The 16,679-nt window shown below is 34.4% G+C and carries 16 protein-coding genes and 1 tRNA gene; 15 read left to right on the top strand and 2 right to left on the bottom strand.

Annotated elements, in window-relative coordinates:
* Positions 1-128: 128 nt before the first annotated feature.
* The 12 genes from CDOMC_RS07355 to CDOMC_RS07300 all read left to right on the top strand — a co-directional run bounded on the left by CDOMC_RS07355 (position 129) and on the right by CDOMC_RS07300 (position 12,716).
* The gene (locus tag CDOMC_RS07355) at positions 129-272 is read left to right on the top strand and encodes a hypothetical protein (protein ID WP_172129001.1); all 144 of its coding nucleotides are present in this window, start codon (positions 129-131) and stop codon (positions 270-272) included.
* 63 nt (positions 273-335) lie between these two features.
* Positions 336-1,823 carry an AIPR family protein gene (locus tag CDOMC_RS07350; RefSeq protein ID WP_218975670.1) on the top strand — a complete coding sequence of 496 codons (1,488 nt, stop codon included), beginning with the start codon at positions 336-338 and terminating at the stop codon, positions 1,821-1,823.
* Between the two features lie 746 nt (positions 1,824-2,569).
* Positions 2,570-3,208 (top strand): cupin domain-containing protein, encoded by a 639-nt coding sequence (locus CDOMC_RS07345; RefSeq protein WP_172128998.1) that lies wholly within the window; start codon positions 2,570-2,572, stop codon positions 3,206-3,208.
* Positions 3,209-3,264: 56 nt separating this feature from the next.
* Entirely contained in the window at positions 3,265-3,642 is a 378-nt protein-coding gene (locus tag CDOMC_RS07340; protein WP_172128997.1) for an MmcQ/YjbR family DNA-binding protein, read from the top strand.
* A complete protein-coding gene (locus CDOMC_RS07335; RefSeq protein ID WP_172128996.1) occupies positions 3,639-4,145 on the top strand; it encodes a DNA-deoxyinosine glycosylase in 507 nt (168 codons plus the stop codon). Before CDOMC_RS07340 ends, CDOMC_RS07335 begins: the two co-directional genes overlap by 4 nt.
* A 24-nt stretch (positions 4,146-4,169) precedes the next feature.
* On the top strand, positions 4,170-4,814 hold the full coding sequence (locus CDOMC_RS07330) for a uroporphyrinogen-III synthase (protein WP_172128995.1): 645 nt from the start codon (positions 4,170-4,172) through the stop codon (positions 4,812-4,814).
* Positions 4,815-5,048: 234 nt separating this feature from the next.
* Positions 5,049-6,308 carry a phosphoribosylamine--glycine ligase gene (gene purD, locus CDOMC_RS07325; RefSeq protein WP_172128994.1) on the top strand — a complete coding sequence of 420 codons (1,260 nt, stop codon included), beginning with the start codon at positions 5,049-5,051 and terminating at the stop codon, positions 6,306-6,308.
* Positions 6,305-6,757, top strand: coding sequence for an RDD family protein (locus CDOMC_RS07320; protein ID WP_172128993.1), 453 nt, complete (start codon positions 6,305-6,307; stop codon positions 6,755-6,757). Before purD ends, CDOMC_RS07320 begins: the two co-directional genes overlap by 4 nt.
* Positions 6,747-8,930 carry an LPS-assembly protein LptD gene (locus CDOMC_RS07315; protein ID WP_172128992.1) on the top strand — a complete coding sequence of 728 codons (2,184 nt, stop codon included), beginning with the start codon at positions 6,747-6,749 and terminating at the stop codon, positions 8,928-8,930. Before CDOMC_RS07320 ends, CDOMC_RS07315 begins: the two co-directional genes overlap by 11 nt.
* Positions 8,931-8,956: 26 nt before the next feature.
* The gene (locus CDOMC_RS07310; protein ID WP_172129679.1) at positions 8,957-9,616 is read left to right on the top strand and encodes a phosphoribosyltransferase family protein; all 660 of its coding nucleotides are present in this window, start codon (positions 8,957-8,959) and stop codon (positions 9,614-9,616) included.
* 15 nt (positions 9,617-9,631) lie between these two features.
* On the top strand, positions 9,632-11,845 hold the full coding sequence (locus CDOMC_RS07305) for a polyribonucleotide nucleotidyltransferase (RefSeq protein ID WP_172128991.1): 2,214 nt from the start codon (positions 9,632-9,634) through the stop codon (positions 11,843-11,845).
* A gap of 19 nt (positions 11,846-11,864) precedes the next feature.
* Complete coding sequence (locus CDOMC_RS07300) at positions 11,865-12,716, top strand: universal stress protein (protein WP_172128990.1); 852 nt, start codon at positions 11,865-11,867, stop codon at positions 12,714-12,716.
* A gap of 75 nt (positions 12,717-12,791) precedes the next feature.
* Here CDOMC_RS07300 and CDOMC_RS07295 read toward each other — a convergent pair.
* Positions 12,792-12,876, bottom strand: a tRNA-Leu gene (locus tag CDOMC_RS07295).
* Positions 12,877-12,924: 48 nt separating this feature from the next.
* On the bottom strand, positions 12,925-13,227 hold the full coding sequence (locus tag CDOMC_RS07290) for a F0F1 ATP synthase subunit C (protein WP_169974289.1): 303 nt from the start codon (positions 13,225-13,227) through the stop codon (positions 12,925-12,927).
* A gap of 255 nt (positions 13,228-13,482) precedes the next feature.
* On the opposite strand from CDOMC_RS07290, the gene CDOMC_RS07285 reads away from it, so the two are divergent.
* The 3 genes from CDOMC_RS07285 to CDOMC_RS07275 are packed head-to-tail and all read left to right on the top strand — an operon-like array spanning position 13,483 to position 16,679.
* The gene (locus CDOMC_RS07285; protein WP_172128989.1) at positions 13,483-14,817 is read left to right on the top strand and encodes a sodium-dependent transporter; all 1,335 of its coding nucleotides are present in this window, start codon (positions 13,483-13,485) and stop codon (positions 14,815-14,817) included.
* A 1-nt stretch (position 14,818) separates the two neighbouring features.
* Positions 14,819-16,153 (top strand): sodium-dependent transporter, encoded by a 1,335-nt coding sequence (locus tag CDOMC_RS07280; protein WP_172128988.1) that lies wholly within the window; start codon positions 14,819-14,821, stop codon positions 16,151-16,153.
* Between the two features lie 31 nt (positions 16,154-16,184).
* Complete coding sequence (locus CDOMC_RS07275) at positions 16,185-16,679, top strand: TRAP transporter small permease subunit (protein WP_172129678.1); 495 nt, start codon at positions 16,185-16,187, stop codon at positions 16,677-16,679.

Raw genomic sequence — 16,679 nt, 5'->3', positions numbered from 1 at the left:
TTCCGGAAACTATAGTTATATAATACAACTAGTAGTGAAGTAGGCAGAGTCTTGGGATATGGTTAGGGCAAATAAAAGGAAAGAGGAGCATAAAAACTATTTTATAATAATAAAAAATGGAGAATGCTGTGCAAGAAAAAAAACATGATGAAATTCAAAAAATGGTAAGAGAAGAAATGAAAGTATTAAGTGTTCCAGGAAGGTCTGAAAGCAAAGAACTGATTTTATGGGCTCTTATTTATATGTATGAAATTGATCGAAGTCTTGCTTAAACTTTGATTTGTGATGGAACACAAGATAAGGGGATAGATGCAATTTTCGTAGATGACCATGAAATGCGAATTTTAATATTTCAAGGAAAATATAAAAAGAACAATGATGTAACTTTTGGTGATAAAGACCTTCAAAGATTAGCGGGAGCAATGGCGTTTTTTAAAAATGAAGAAAATGTTCAAAACTTATTAAATAGTGATGCTAATAATGAAGTTAAAGCCTTAGTTAAAGATTTTAATATAATAGAAAAAGTGTCAGATTATAATGTTGAAATGCATTTTATAAGTAATTCGTTACCATCTAAAGAAGCAGCTGACTATAAAGAAAATTTTGACAATTTGTATTTTTGCGACTTGAATTTAATGAAAGATAGATACAAGTATATAAAGAAAGAACCACTAGTATCAGGTACTAAAACATTTACAGATTTAGACTTTTCGAAATCTATTCTTGAAGATATTGATAGCAACAAAGGAATCAGATCACTATTTATCGTTCTTCCAGCGTCACAATTAATTGAGCTAGATGGGCTAGGAGATCTAACATTGTTTAATAAAAATGTGCGATTAAACTTAGGAAATACCAGAGTCAACAGATCAATTAGAAAAACAATCAATAACACTGAAGAGAACCTGTATTTCCCAATTTTTCACAATGGTATATCTATAGTGTGTGAAAAAATGGCTTTAGATAGTGAAAAATCAACTTTAACTATAGAAAACTACTCTGTCGTAAATGGTGCTCAATCAATACTCACGTTTAAAGCCGAAGAAGAGAGCCTTAGTCCAATTATCAGAACGTTAGTTAAAATTTCAACTGTAGGTAATAATTCAACATTAACAGAATTGATTTCAACCTATAATAATAATCAAAATGCTATAAGTATGAAAGATTTGAGGTCAAGTGATTCTGTTCAATTAAGGTTAAAGAGGGAATTCGAAGAGATAAACGATGCATATGACTTAGATTATTCATATGTTAGCAAAGCTGGAGAAACCATATCTCATAATTCTATAGACAATGGGTTAGCTGCTCAATTAATTATATCTGGTTATAAATTCCAGCCGTATTTAACGCATTTAAAAGCATCTATGTTTGATCAACGGTATTCTGATGTATTTAATAGAAATATAAAAGCGTCGGATATTTTAAAATATTATGATATCTATACGATTATTAGTCAAGTCGGCGATGTAATTGGAAATGAGGGGGTTTCAAAATATGGCTTAGCCAGATTTACAGTTCTATCAATAATTTGTAGGTACATTAAGAGCTCTAAAAAGTTAATGGATATGTGGATTAAAACTGATCAGTACATAATGGACAGAGCGAAATGGAATAATCTATATGTTTATTTTATTAAATTAGTTTGGAAGTTAATAAAAGTTAAAATTGAAAAAGAAAATAAAGATGAAGTCTTTACCTATAAGAACTATTTTAAAAATGAAAATGATATAGATGAACTTATGAATGAAGTAATTACAAATATTGATATCCAACTTGATATTGCCGATATAGATATTGGAAAATTGATTTCACAATATTTTTAAGTTGAAGTTGTAGTCGTTTAAATATTTTAACAAACAATAATAAGGAATCATTTTTAGGATAATCAAACTGGAACTGGCATTGTAATGGATGAAAAACCAAAGACCACACTGATTTTCTCAGTTATTTCGAACCTGAACTGTTAAAATAGTTTAAAATTAAGCTTTTGAATCTATTGAACTTCTTTCAAGGAAGAGTGTGAGAATAGAAAATAAATACTTTCGACTTATGTGCATTCCTGTGAGGTGATACCTATTTAATGATAATATACTATACCTTACTATTCTACACTTGTTATACTAATTCTATGTTTTAGAGATAATGAGAGGCTAAGATAGAATTATAACTGATAATATATTGATGCTAAAATAGCTAAAAATATTGATAATAGATATAAAAAAGCTACAAAGAGAAACTTAACAAAATTAAACTCAAATGAATATTATCTGGTAATTATTGATTGAAATTCATAGGATTGAAGTACTTTTCAAGTATTTTGCTTAAAAAACACATATAAAAACGATGAAAATATGGAATATGTGCAAATAAGAACCTTGCAAATGCTTATTTTGTAATGGGTAACAAGCTTTATATGAAGAGTGGGAGTAATTATATACTTTGCTGGATTTTAAATTTTAAAATCCAGCTTCTTTGATAAAATGTAAATAAATATCAATTCATTGATCTAAATCTATAAAAATATTATTAAATCACACTATAATTGTCCGAAATTACCAAAGGGGTAAAAATGCCAAAAATATACAATATTAAAGATGAAATTTATTTCCAAAGCGGCGGCATAGTAAGCCAAAGGCTATTTTCAAGCAAAAATTTAGATATAGATTTGTTTGCTCTTGACAAGGATGAAGAACTTGACAAGGAGAAGAGGTTTGGCGATTCGCTGGCCTGGGTTTTAGAAGGAGAAATTTCACTTTTTTACGAAGATGAAAAATTTGATCTAAAGCAAAACGGCGGCTTTCTTATAGCCAAAGATTATTGGCGTAAATTTGAGACTAAAGAGAAAACTAAGATGATCTTAATAAATTTAAAGGAGAACGTGATGGTAAATCATTTGCCAAAGGCTGAAATTTTTAGTTTGGTTGATGCGATAGAGTATCAAGAGGGTAAGGTTGTGAGTAAAACTCTTGTAAAAAACGAGAACGGCACTATGACCCTAATGAGTTTTGATGGCGCACAAGGTCTTTCAACGCATGCCGCACCAGGAGACGCTCTGTTGGTTGCTCTTGACGGAGAGATGGAGCTTACTATAGCTGATGAAAAATTTGATATAAAATCAGGCGATAGTATCGTAATGCCAGGAAAGATACCGCATGCTTTAAAAATAAAAGATAAATTTAAGATGTTGTTAATAGTTACTAGAGATTAGTTTTACACGCTGCATATGGATTTTGGTATAATCCACTTAAAAAACGAGAGCGGTGGATGGGCGGTATAAATTTAAAAGATAAGATAGTGTCGTATATCGAGGACAAATTTAATATCGCCCCTGAATTTATATTCCAAAGAAGCCCTAAAATAGCCATTTTTAGACATCCGAAAAATAAAAAATGGTTTGCCGCTCTCCTGCCCGTAGATGCCAAAAAACTAAATGAGAAAATTGCTAAGAAATATAGCGCCGAATTGAATATATTAAACTTAAAATGCGATCCGTCTCTTGCCTATATTCTTTGTGATAATGAGCGCATAATGCCCGCTTATCATATGAATAAAAAGCACTGGATAAGTATAAATTTAGATAGCGAAATTTCGGCAGAGCAAATTTTTGATCTCATAGATCAAAGTTTCGAGCTAACAAGATGAATAGTTTGCTCACGCATCCATTTAAGCCGATTTTTGACAAAAACTCTAAAATTCTAATCTTAGGCTCATTTCCTTCGGTTGCTTCAAGAGAGCAGGGATTTTACTATGCCAATCCTCAAAATCGTTTTTGGAGAGTGCTTGCGGCAGTTTTAGATTGTCAGCTTCCAAAAAATACCGATGAGAAAATAGAATTGTTAATAAAGCATAAGATTGCAATTTATGACGCGGCTCTTGTTTGTGAAATAACTGGTTCAAGTGATGCCAAAATGACTAAGATAAGCCCGTCAAATTTAGAGCCTATATTTGAAGTTGCGAGCATTTCTCAAGTGTTTACAAATGGCAATAAGGCTTATGAAATTTCTAAAAAATTTCAAAATGAGCAGATTTTAAAAGCCACTAAAAAAGAGATCATAAAACTTCCTTCAACAAGTCCTGCAAATGCAAAATTTAGCCTTGAGAGGTTAATTTTAAGCTGGAGTGAGATAAGTAAATTTTTGATATAATCAAACAAAGTTAAAAGGTCTGCAATGCCTAGAATTTTCTTAGTTTCTAACACAAAGAGTAGCGATAAAGAGATAATAAATCTAAATCTTAGCGAAATTGAGTTTTTAAAATTTGATCTGAATTTAGCTGTTTTTGAGGTGCTTGTAGTCACTTCTAAAAATTCCATAAACGCTTTAAAATTTAACGATATAAATATTGAAAAAAATATTGTAGTTTACGCTATCGGAGAGCCTTGCGCGAAAGCCGCCAAAGAGGTTGGATTTGAGCAAATTTATATAGCCAAAAACTCTCACGGAAACGAATTTGCTTACGAGATTGCACCTTTAATACAAGGCAAAAAAGCCCTGTTTTTAAGAGCTAAAAAGACCGCCTCAAGAGTGGGTGAAATTTTAAGAGAAAATGGATGTGATATAACCCAGGTAATAGCTTATCAAAATGCGTGTAAAAGGGTAGGAGTAGAGCATAAACCAGAATCAAACTCCATCTTGATATTTACCGCTCCTTCAGCTGTAAATAATTTCATCTTAAATTTTGGCTGGGACGATAGCTATAAAGCCGTCAGTATAGGCAAAACCACAAGCGGTGAGCTCATGAAATTCACAAAGCCCATAACTAGCGAAATTCAAAGCGTGGATTACTGCATAGAGCTTGCTAAAACATTACTTTAAGCAAAATCACTATATAATTTAATTGCCTGAGTGATTTGGCAGTGTATTTTTTTGGGTCCAACACATTAGTATTGGCGAAGATGTGCGGTATCTGTGCGATGTGGCTTTGTCTGAACGCCCAAAAAGCGCGAGAAGTTGCAACCTAAAGGAAATCGCCTATTTGCAAGGTTGGCTTTAGTTTTAGGGCCACTTACTTACACACCGCTCACTTGGGTATTAAAATTTGGAGCTACTATGAATATCCTTATAATCGGAAATGGCGGACGAGAGTATGCAATAGGTCTTAAGCTAAAAAGCGAAAAAAACGTATCAAATTTATACTTTGCACCCGGAAACGGTGCTACTTCAAAACTCGGAAAAAACTTAAAATTTAAAGATTATCACGAACTGACAAAATTTGCTAAAGAAAATAATATTACTTTAACTATTGTAGGCCCGGAAGCTCCGCTTAGTGAAGGAGTGGTGGATATTTTTAAAGAGCATGGACTTTTGATATTTGGACCTAGCAAAAGTGCCGCTAGACTTGAAGGCTCAAAGGCCTTTATGAAGGACTTTTTAGCAAGAAACGGTATAAAAACCGCAAAATATCTAAATACCGATGATTTTGATAGGGCTAGTAAATTTATAGACTCTTTAAACGTTCCTATTGTAGTAAAAGCCGATGGACTATGCGCAGGAAAGGGTGTAATAATCGCCAAAACAAAAGAAGAAGCAAAGTCTAGCGCAAAAGAAATGCTCAGTGGAGAGAGTTTTGGAGATGCCGGTAAGCGGGTAGTAGTAGAGGAATTTTTAGATGGATTTGAATTAAGTTTCTTTGCTATCTGTGATGGTGAAAATTTCGTAAGCCTACCTGTGGCGCAAGATCATAAAAGACTTCTTGATAATGATGAAGGACCAAATACGGGTGGAATGGGAGCATATGCCCCAAGTCCGTTAGCGACGACTAAGCTAATAAAACAGGTAGAAGAAGAGGTTGTAAAGCCTACTTTAAGAGGAATGAAATCAGAAGGCAATCCTTTTTGCGGAGTGCTTTTTGTAGGGCTTATGGTAGTAAATGATGAGCCTTACGTGCTAGAATTTAACGTACGCTTTGGAGACCCAGAGTGTGAAGTATTGATGCCATTAATAGATGGAAATTTAAGTGAAATTTTACTAAATGCCGCAAAAGGTGAACTAAAAGAGGTAAAGCTAAAAGATGAATTTGCGGTTGGAGTTGTAATGGCTAGCAAAAACTACCCATATTCAAGTACACCAAAAGCCAATATAGAAGTTTTAAAAGTGCCTCAAAACTCTCATATCGCATATGCTGGAGTTAGTGAAGAAAATGGCGAAATTTATGCAGATGGAGGCAGGGTGCTAGTGTGTGTAGGTGTTGCTAAAAGCATAAAAGAGGCCAGAGATAGAGCTTATGAGCTTTGCGAAAATGTCAAATTTCAAGGCTCTCAATACCGAAAAGATATAGCTTGGCAGATGCTTGGCAAAGATAAAAAATGAGCCAAAATATCATAGATAAACTACAGCGTGAAAATATAACTTTAGCTCCGTTTAAAAAGCGTGCACTTGCTTACGCAATAGACGAGCTTTTGCTCTCGATGTTATTTTTGATTATATATTGGGATATGCTTGAAGTCGTAAAAAGCTACGAAGAGACTGTTATGATGACTTCAAATTTATTAGTTCAAATTTTTGCTCTTAAAGTCGTATATCAGGCATTTTTTACTTGGTATTATGGCGCCAGCATAGGTAAAATAGTGATGAAAATTGTATGTGTAGATACTGATTTGCTTGATAAGCCTAATTTTAAAATTTCTATCATTAGGGCGCTAATGAGAGTTGTGAGTGAAAATGTATTTTTTCTAGGATGTATCTGGGCGTTTTCTAATCCGCTTCTTCAAACTTGGCATGACAAATTTGCAAAAACAGTGGTGATTGATGTTTATTAGACTATTTTTTGTCTTAGTTGTTTCGTTTGTGAGCGTTTTTGCAAATATTCAGGACTTTGAACTGCTGGCAGATGACGTAAAACGCGAGGCAAATATAATAACAGCAAATAAAAATGTACTGGTTTATTCCAAAGAATATACAATGAGTGCGGATAGAGCTGTATATAATCAAGATAGTAGAGTTTTAGAGCTTTTTGGAAATGTAAATTTAATGCGCGGCAAAGAGGAAGTATCTCGTTGTAATTACGCAAAGATAGACCTAAATAGTAAAGATAGCAGCTACGAGGCTTTATTCCTCATGAATAAAGGCATGGAAGTATGGATGCAAAATGACGAAAGTAAGAGCAATTCTAAATACTATGAAACAAGAGGCTCTATCGTATCTAGCTGCAACGTACAAAATCCAGACTGGAAAATAAAATTTAGTAGTGGAAAATTAAATAAAGAGAGTAAATACCTGCATCTTTATAATCCAGTTTTATATATACATGATATCCCTATGTTTTACCTGCCTTACTTTGGATTTTCCACTGATACTAGGCGTAGAACGGGACTTTTATCTCCGGATTTGGGATATAATAAAAACGGTGGATTTTTTTACAGACAGCCAATATACATAGCCGAATATAACTCTTGGGATCTGCAGCTTGATCCTCAGATTAGGACTCTTAGAGGGTCTGGGCTTTATACGGTATTTAGATTTGCGGACTCCCCTTATTCGGGCGGCTCTATAGGATTTGGAACCTTTAGCGATAAAGATAGTTACAGACAAAAGCAGATATCTCAAAACTCTAATAGACTTCCTTTAAAAAACAAAACACATAAGGGCGTAGAAGTCAAATACGAACGCAGCAGGCTAGTAAAGCATCTTATAGATAGTGATTTACAAGAGGGATTGTGGCTGGATGCTACCAAGCTTAACGATATAGATTTTATCAATTTAAAAAGTAGAAGCGGGGATAATAGTGAGGAAAATTCGCTTGTAACTTCTAAGTTAAATTATTTTATAAGTAGCGATAAACATTATTTTGGTAGTTATGCCAGATATTATATCGATACTGCAAAAGTTGGTAATGTAAATGAGAATAAAGATACTTTGCAAGAGTATCCAAGTTTTCAATATCATAAATATACCGATAGTTTGTTGCTGCCAAATATTATTTATTCGGTAGATCTTTACTCTCGCAACTATACAAGAAAAATCGGTGTAGAGGCTACACAGCATGAATTTAGTTTGCCAGTGTCAGCTCATATTCTGTTTTTGCAAGATTATCTAACGTTTTCATATCATAACCATTTGTATGCAACTCAGATAAATTACTCAAATAAGATGTATAGACCTACTGGGGCCGAAGATAATAGCGCAAGCTACATAGAAAATTCTCATAAATTTTCACTTCACACCGATATTGCTAAGGCTTATGAAAGCTTTTATCATAGTCTAAATTTAGGAATAGACTATATAACTAGAGGCTATAATAATGGAGAGCTTCCGGATGACTATGAGACTATAGAGTATGATCAAAATACTTATGTTTACGATATGTCCGGTAATAAATATCAAAGCTTTATAAACTCTCCATATACTAAAGATGAGGTGGCTGCTAGGCTAACTCAGTATTTTTTCAATCAAGACGGCAGAAAGCTTTTAAGACACACTATCTCGCAAGGATACTATACTAAAGATAGTAGGTACTCTAATCTAAAAAATATCATAGGGTTTTACCCTATGACGAATTTATCATTTTATAACAAACTTGAGTATTCGCATAAGCATAAATATATTGAAAAGATTCAAACTGGAGCTAATCACGATAATAGATATTTTGGCTTAGGATTATGGCACACATACGAGAAAAAGAGTGAGCAAGAGGTGCAAAATTTTATAAGCGGGACAGGCTCTATAAATTTACAGTACAATTATAAGCTTCTTGGTAGACTTCAATATGATCTGCAAAGAGCATATACAAAAGATTGGAGGCTAGGTATTGCTCATAAGAGAAAGTGCTGGAATTACTCTATTCTTTATGAAGAAAAGATTGAGCCTACAAGCACAAGCGGCGGTTCAGCCTCTAAAAAATCAAAGGGTGTATATCTTATGGTCAATTTTTATCCTATGGGTGGTATTCACTATGACTTTTCACTTGGTGAAAGTTACGAAGAAGGCAGGTGAGTATCGTGGTCAATCTAGATGATCTTATGTTTGAAAATCAGCTTGATGCTGCAAAAAAGCTGCTTGAAATTTTACCTAAAAAAGAGCTTATTCAAAACGAATATCTACTAATCTGCTCCTCTATTGATTCTGTAATTTTGGTGGATGTTATTGCAAGAGAGTTAAAGCTAAGCTATGAGATGCTTTTTACAGAGAGGGTTTTTGCGCCAAACAATCCTGAATGCGAAATTGCCATGGTTAGCGAAGCTGATGATATAGTTCTTCATGATGAGCTCATAAAATCATTTAATATAAGCTATGATTTTATATATGGAGAGGCTCAGAGAAAATACGAAGAAAAAATTTTAAAAAATGTTTATAAATACAGAAAGGGAAATTTAATCAAGAATTTGAAAAATAGAAATATTTTACTTATTGATGAGGGTTGCGAGACAGGGTTTACAGCGCTTACCTGCCTTAAAACTCTTATTAAAGAGAGAGTAAAATCAGTCACTTATGCCACACCTTCTATAGCAGTAGATGTTGCGAATGTGCTTGCGCCGCTTGTAGATAATATTTTTGCAGTTCACAAAATAGTAAATTTTATAGATGTGGATTTTTATTACAAAAATAAGATCGAGCCAAAACCAGAGGTAATTCTCTCCATACTTGAGGAGAGTCCATTTTATATACCATTACAAAAATAAGGAGATGTTAAATAGATGCAATATTCAATAGAAGTAAATAATCAAGTTGAAATTTATGATATAAATAAAGTCGCGAAACAAGCCAGTGGAGCTGTTTTGCTAAGAGTTAAAAATACTGTCGTTTTAGCCACTGTTGCTCGTGAAGATTCGCAGGTAGAAGAGGACTTTTTACCTCTAACGGTTCAGTATATAGAAAAGACCTATGCTGCGGGCAAAATTCCTGGAGGATATGTTAAAAGAGAGACAAAACCTGGTGATTTTGAGACCCTAACGGCTCGTATTATAGATCGCTCTTTAAGACCTCTCTTTCCAAAGGGCTATGCGTATCCTACTCAAATTGTGGTAATGGTTCTATCTGCAGATCCGGAAGTGGATTTGCAAGTGGTCTCCTTAAATGCGGCCTCAGTGGCACTATATCTTAGCGATATTCCTGTAAGTCAACCGGTTTGCGGTGTAAGAGTGGGATATATAGATAATAAATTTGTTATAAATCCTAGTAATAGCGAACTAAAAACAAGCGCACTTGATCTTTATGTGGCCGGTGTTAAAGATGAGCTTTTGATGATAGAGATGAGAAGTATCGCTCAAGCAAAGAGTGAAGCGGTACCGATGATGGCGATTGATCCTATGATGGATCCAAATATCAATGACGGAATAATATTGCAGCAAGACATGAATGAATTTAGCGAAGATTTGATACTAGAGGCAATATCTGAAGCCGGCAAGGCCATACTTAGAGCGTCTAATGCATATGAAGAGGCGTTTTTGGCTCATAAAAAAGAGGACGCACAGCTTGAATTAAAACCGGAAATAGAGAATGAAAGCATTGCTATCTATCTTGATGAGTTTTATACAAAAGAGGTAAAATTTGCGATCAATCAAATGGCAAAAAGTGAAAGAGCTAGTGAGCTAGGAAAGATAGCTAAGCAAATTTTTGCTGATGATGTTGCTCAAAAAGAGGGCTGGAGCGAGGATGTGATAATGAACGTCCTTGGCAAATTTAAGAAAAAGATGGTTAGAGAGCAGATTATTAATGAAAAAACAAGGGCAGATGGCAGAGGGCTTAAGGATGTGCGCCCAATCTCTATAGAGACAAATATATTGCCAAATGCTCACGGAAGTTGTCTATTTACAAGAGGTCAGACTCAAGCCCTTGTAGTAGCGACTCTTGGCACTGATAGCGATGCGCAAATGTATGATATGCTAACAGAAAAGTCGGCTGTTATTGATAAATTTATGTTTAACTATAACTTCCCTGGATTTAGCGTCGGTGAAGCTAGTCCTCTAAAAGCACCTGGTAGACGCGAACTAGGGCACGGAAATTTAGCTAAACGTGCTTTATCTCCTAGTATAGATATCAACTCCCCTTATACTATTCGTTTGGTTTCTGAGATTTTAGAATCTAATGGCTCAAGCTCTATGGCCAGCGTTTGCGGTGGTTCATTAGCACTTCGCGCCGCAGGTGTAAATAGTGCAAAACTTGTTGCCGGCGTGGCTATGGGGCTTATATTTGAAGGTGATAAACATGCCGTTTTGACGGATATAATGGGTCTTGAAGATCACGATGGAGATATGGACTTTAAAGTTGCGGGTAGCAAGGATGGCATAACCGCGCTTCAGATGGATATAAAGCTTGGCGGAATTAGTCTGGAAGTGCTAAAAGAAGCTCTTGAGCAAGCCAAAGAGGGCAGACTTCATATCTTAAACTTAATGGAAAAAGCCGATAAGGAAATTGCTGTAAATGAAGAAATTTTACCTAAGCTTGAGTTATTTAGCGTAGATCCTGGCAAGATAGTTGATATTATCGGTCAGGCTGGAAAAACTATAAAAGAAATTATAGAGAAGTTTGAGGTATCAATAGATCTTGATAGAGAAAAAGGTGAGGTAAAAATCGCAGGAGCTCAAAAGACAAAGGTTGATGCGGCAAAAGATTATATCATCCAAATAGTCTCAAAAGATGTCTCTAAAAACGGCTTTGGTGGCGGAAAGAGAAGAGACGGCAGAGACAGAGATAAAGAGAAGTCAAAACCTACATTTAATATTGGCGATGAATTTGAAGGAGAGGTCAAAAAAGTAGTAGAATTTGGTGCCTTTGTAGGATTAAAAGATGGAGTTGACGGATTGCTTCATATTTCTAAAATTTCTACACCTTTAAAAGAAGGCGATGTGGTGAGAGTAAAAGTAAGTGAGCAAAAAGGGCATAAAATTTCCCTTGTTTTAGCTGAGTAAAATTTAAAAGGAGAGTATCGTGCAGTGTAAGAAGTTATTTTTCCCAATAGGTGCAGGAGATGATGTAAAAGAACGTATGTATGGTGCTTTGCTTATAGCCAAGCATTTTGATACTTATGTAGAAATTTTGGCTTCTCAGCTTGATCCAAGTGTTGTGTATAATATGAAAATGGCTCTTAGGGGCGGTGTTTTATATGAGGAGTTTTTAAAAGCTGCTCATAATGAGCTTAAGGTGGAACATAATCAAAATGAAGAGATCTTTAAAAAGCTTTGTGCAGAACTTGATATCGAAATAAGCGATAAGCCAACAGGCAGAGCAAGTGCAAATTTCATTACAAAAAGTGGAAAAAGAAGTATTTTGGTAGAGCAGGAGTCTAAATTTTGTGATATGGTCATAGCTGCTGTACCGCTTGATGGCAAGATAACCGGTACATTTGAAGCGGCAGTATTAAAAAGTGGAAAAACTGCTATTACAATACCAAGAAATTTAAAGAAATTTAGCACGGATAATATTTTAGTTAGCTGGAATGGCTCTATCCAAAATTCGCGTGCTCTCTCAAGCTCGATAGAGCTTTTAAAGAAAGCCAAGAGGGTTCATTGTATAACTTGCAGAACAAGCCTTAACGATGAGTCTGTAGAAGAAAGCTTGAAAAAGCTTGAAAAATATTTAGATATCCATGATATCAAGGCTACTTTTGAAATAGTGACTACTACGGCAGTGCCTGGAGAAGCTCTTTTAAAGAGCGCAAAAGATGGGAATTTCGATCTTATAGTGGCTGGAAGACATGGTGAAAACGGATTTTTAGAAATATTTTTGGGCGGTACATCTAGATATTTTCTTAAAAATACTACAATTCCTGTATTTATGTAGGAGTATAAAGGGGCAATTTGCTCCTTTATACTATAAATTTCTATTCTATATTTATCAATTTTAATAAGTTTTAAATGGTGCGATCAGCGAGATTTGAACTCGCACACCTACTGGCACTACCCCCTCAAGATAGCGTGTCTACCAATTCCACCATGATCGCAACAGAAGTAAAATTAGAGAAGAGTCAGCCCGTAATCGGGCTGAGTTATTATAACATTGGGTTTGCGTAAAGAAGGATCAAACAAATAACAAGAGCATAGATAACTTGTGCTTCGATCATCGCAAGAGCAACGAACATAGTTGTCATAAGTTTGCTTCCGATGCTAGGGTTTCTAGCTGTTCCTGTAATTGTTGCAGAAGCTGTATTTCCCATAGCTATAGCGCCACCAAAAGCTGCTATACCTAGAACTATAGCCGCAGCAAGAACTGTGTAAGATTTTAGCATTTCGCCACCATCTGCTGCAAATGCGAAAGAAGCAAATGCTGCCATTAGAAAAAGAAACTTTTTCATGAATTCTCCTTAGAAATTTAAAGTCATTTCGGATTTATCCCCTACTTTGAAACTTTTTGAACTCGTATTTTATATAAAATTAGCTTTGAATTACTTAAAAATTTAAAAAATAGGAAATATAATGAAAGTGTTACAAATTTACAAAATATTTTTATATTGTTTCGTTTTTTACTATTCTATTAATCAAATTTAAAAAATTAAAAGTTTTTTTATGATAATGTAAAATCCAAATTTTATGAATCTCAAGGTTAATCCGTGCAAGATAAATTCTCAAAAATAGGCTTTGTATTAGCGATGGCAGGATCTGCCGTAGGTCTTGGAAATGCTTGGAAATTTCCTACAATGGTTGGCAATAACGGCGGTTCAGCCTTTATAGTCCTTTATCTAGTTTTGACTTTTGGTATAGCCTTTGTCGCATTTTTAGCGGAACTTAGCATAGGAAAGCTTGGAGAAACAGATCCTGTGCACTCTTTTGAAAAACTTGCTCCTAAATATAAAAAACAGTGGTCTATGGCAGGATTTTTTATGATAGGAGGAGTGCTTATAGCTTCTTTTTATCTACTTGTCATAGGATGGATATTAAAATATATATTTTTGAGCTTTTCAAGTCTTCCATCTACTACCGATGAGGCTGGTGCGGCATTTGGAAATCTTATAACTAATGATTTTGTAAGCTCGGCCATGTGCTTTAGCATAGTATTTTTTATCGTATTTTATGTAGTCTCAAAAGGTATAAAAAGCGGCATAGAGAAGCTAAATGTATGGATGATGCCATCGCTTTTTATTTTGCTTTTAATCATGCTTGCCTACTCTCTTACTATGGGCGATGGATTTTTTAAGGCTGCTGAGTTTTTATTTGTGCCAGATTTTAGTAAAATCACTCCAGATATTGTTCTTCAGGCATTAGGACTTGCATTTTTCTCACTTTCTATGGGTGTTTGTACTGTGCCTACATATGCTGCTAGCTTGCCAGATGGAGCAAATTTGGTCAAATCAACCCTATCTATCATATTTATTAACATCTTAGTCGGTATCATGATGGGGCTTATAGTATTTACCTTTGTTTTTGCATATAGCGGTGATACTACTCAAGGAGGACCAGGGCTAATATTTGTCTCTCTTGCCACACTTTTTGCTAAACTTGGAGTTGTAGGCAATGTTCTTGCTGTAGCATTTTTTACATCGCTTCTTTTTGCTGGTATTACAAGTGCGGTTTCTATGATAGAACCTTTTACATTTTATCTTATAAATAAGCTTAAAATTTCTCGTAAAAGAGCCTTGGTATATATAGCCATCTTTGTATATAGCTTAGGAATTATTTGCATACTTTCATTTTATGAGCCGACATCATTTAAGCTGCTTGGAAAACCATTTTTTGATATATTAGATTATTTAACTTCAAATCTTATAATGCCAGTAGGTGCAATTACATTTAGTATATTTGTGGGTTTTGTGCTCAAAAAAGAGGGTATATACATATTATTTAGCGGTTTTATGAATAAAACCATGTTTGAGATATGGTATTTCTTGCTACGATTTGTAATACCTGTTGCTGTTTTGGCCATTATGATATATCAAATTCTAAAATAAAATGAGTGATAAATTTTCTAAAATAGGTTTTATCCTATCTATAGTAGGTGCTGCTATAGGGCTTGGTAATGCTTGGAAATTTCCGTATATGGTAGGAAGCAACGGAGGCTCCGCTTTTGTGCTTTTGTATCTTGTTTTTGCCGTTATAGTGGGGCTTAGCATATTTTTTGCAGAGATGGTTATGGGTAAAATTTCAAATTCGGATCCAGTAAATGCATTTAAAAATTTGGCTCCGTCAAATTCCAAATTTTGGGGATTTGCCGGAATAATGATGATAACTGGTGTATTTATAGCTTCGTTTTATACACTCATTATAGGTTGGGTTATGAGATATGCCGTTTTGTCTTTAGGTTCTTTGCCTTCTCAGATAAGTGACTCAGCTCAAAATTTTACTAAATTTATATCAAGCGATATTGTAGGTCAAATTTTATATTTTACTATAGCGCTTTTTGCATATTTTATAATCCTTGCAAAGGGTGTAAAAAGAGGGATAGAGCGTATAAATTTATGGTTGTTACCTGCCTTTTCTATTCTTTTAATATTGATGCTAATTTACTCAATGCAGATGAGCGGATTTGGCGAAGCTGCTAAATTTTTATTAGTACCTGATTTTTCAAAGATTACTGGTGAAGCCGTATTTATGGCGCTTGGACTTGCATTTTTTACAATGTGCGTGGGAATTGGCGCGATAATTACCTATTCAACCAGTCTTGATGATAAGACAAATTTGTTTACATCATCTCTATATGTAGTTATTCTAAACATCGTATTTAGCGTTGTTATAGGACTTATCGTATTTACATTTGTATTTGAGTTTAACGAGCAGCCAAGTCAAGGTGTTGGACTTGCTTTTATCTCGCTTCCTACGCTTTTTGCTAAACTTGGGGCTATAGGAAATTTACTAAGCTTTGCGTTTTTTACAGCCCTTGTTTTTGCGGGACTTACATCTGCTATCTCTATGGTGGAGCCTTTGATATTTTATATAACAAAAGAGTTTAAAATTTCTCGTTCTAAAGCCATTTTTATAGTGGGGGTGAGCGTATATATTTTAGGAGTTCTTTGTGCTTTATCAAATATAGAAAATTTTAAAGATCATCTAACTTTCTTTGGCAAAGGGTTTTTTGATATATTAGACTATATAAGCTCAAATATTATGCTGCCACTTGGAGGTATAGTTATAGCGATTTTTGTTGGATTTTTTATGAAAAAAGAGAGCTTGAGTGCGCTATTTGTACCATATATGGGAGCTGTGATTTTTGAAATTTGGTATTTTTTACTTAGATTTGTTGCGCCAAGTTGTGTTGTGGCGATTATGATTAAGCAGATTGTGGGGTAGGGTTGTGGAAGAAAAACTTTTAAAAGCGGAGATGTTTTTTAATAAATTAGCTAATATCATCGGGTATATTTGTATGTTTGTTATGCTATTAATGATAGTTGATGTGTTTTTTAATGTCGTTGCAAGATATTTTTTTAAATACGGAAATGTTGGACTTCAAGAGCTTGAGTGGCACTTTTTTGCGATTATTATCATGCTTGGCATGAGCTATGCTCTAAAAGAAGATGTGCATGTAAGAGTTGATGTTTTTTATGAGGGATTTAGTCCTAAAACAAAGGCCTTAATCAATATGCTAGGTGTTATATTTTTTATACTTCCTATTGCGCTTTTGGTTTCTTGGCTTTCGTTTGATTATGTATTAGAGGCTTATGAATCCGGTGAAGGAAGTAGCGATCCCGGTGGGCTTCCTTATAGATGGATTATTAAGGCGTTTATTCCTTTATCATTCTATCTTTTGATATTTTTTAGTATAGGATATTTTATAAAACATCTAAATTTATATATAGCAGCTAAGAAAAGAGGGTAA

The organism is Campylobacter sp. RM16192, from assembly GCF_004803855.2.
GTDB lineage: Bacteria > Campylobacterota > Campylobacteria > Campylobacterales > Campylobacteraceae > Campylobacter_A.
Note: the sequence above shows the minus strand (reverse complement) of the source record. Positions and strands in the feature narration are given on the sequence as shown.

Bases quoted from the DNA above. Each gene is read 5' to 3' on its own strand.
- purD (WP_172128994.1), top strand. From the start codon at position 5,049: ATGAATATCCTTATAATCGGAAATGGCGGACGAGAGTATGCAATAGGT.
- CDOMC_RS07335 (WP_172128996.1), top strand. From the start codon at position 3,639: ATGAATAGTTTGCTCACGCATCCATTTAAGCCGATTTTTGACAAAAAC.
- CDOMC_RS07315 (WP_172128992.1), top strand. From the start codon at position 6,747: ATGTTTATTAGACTATTTTTTGTCTTAGTTGTTTCGTTTGTGAGCGTT.
- CDOMC_RS07350 (WP_218975670.1), top strand. From the start codon at position 336: ATGCGAATTTTAATATTTCAAGGAAAATATAAAAAGAACAATGATGTA.
- CDOMC_RS07305 (WP_172128991.1), top strand. From the start codon at position 9,632: ATGCAATATTCAATAGAAGTAAATAATCAAGTTGAAATTTATGATATA.
- CDOMC_RS07330 (WP_172128995.1), top strand. From the start codon at position 4,170: ATGCCTAGAATTTTCTTAGTTTCTAACACAAAGAGTAGCGATAAAGAG.
- CDOMC_RS07290 (WP_169974289.1), bottom strand. From the start codon at position 13,227: ATGAAAAAGTTTCTTTTTCTAATGGCAGCATTTGCTTCTTTCGCATTT.
- CDOMC_RS07320 (WP_172128993.1), top strand. From the start codon at position 6,305: ATGAGCCAAAATATCATAGATAAACTACAGCGTGAAAATATAACTTTA.
- CDOMC_RS07310 (WP_172129679.1), top strand. From the start codon at position 8,957: ATGTTTGAAAATCAGCTTGATGCTGCAAAAAAGCTGCTTGAAATTTTA.
- CDOMC_RS07345 (WP_172128998.1), top strand. From the start codon at position 2,570: ATGCCAAAAATATACAATATTAAAGATGAAATTTATTTCCAAAGCGGC.
- CDOMC_RS07275 (WP_172129678.1), top strand. From the start codon at position 16,185: ATGTTTTTTAATAAATTAGCTAATATCATCGGGTATATTTGTATGTTT.
- CDOMC_RS07340 (WP_172128997.1), top strand. From the start codon at position 3,265: ATGGGCGGTATAAATTTAAAAGATAAGATAGTGTCGTATATCGAGGAC.
- CDOMC_RS07280 (WP_172128988.1), top strand. From the start codon at position 14,819: ATGAGTGATAAATTTTCTAAAATAGGTTTTATCCTATCTATAGTAGGT.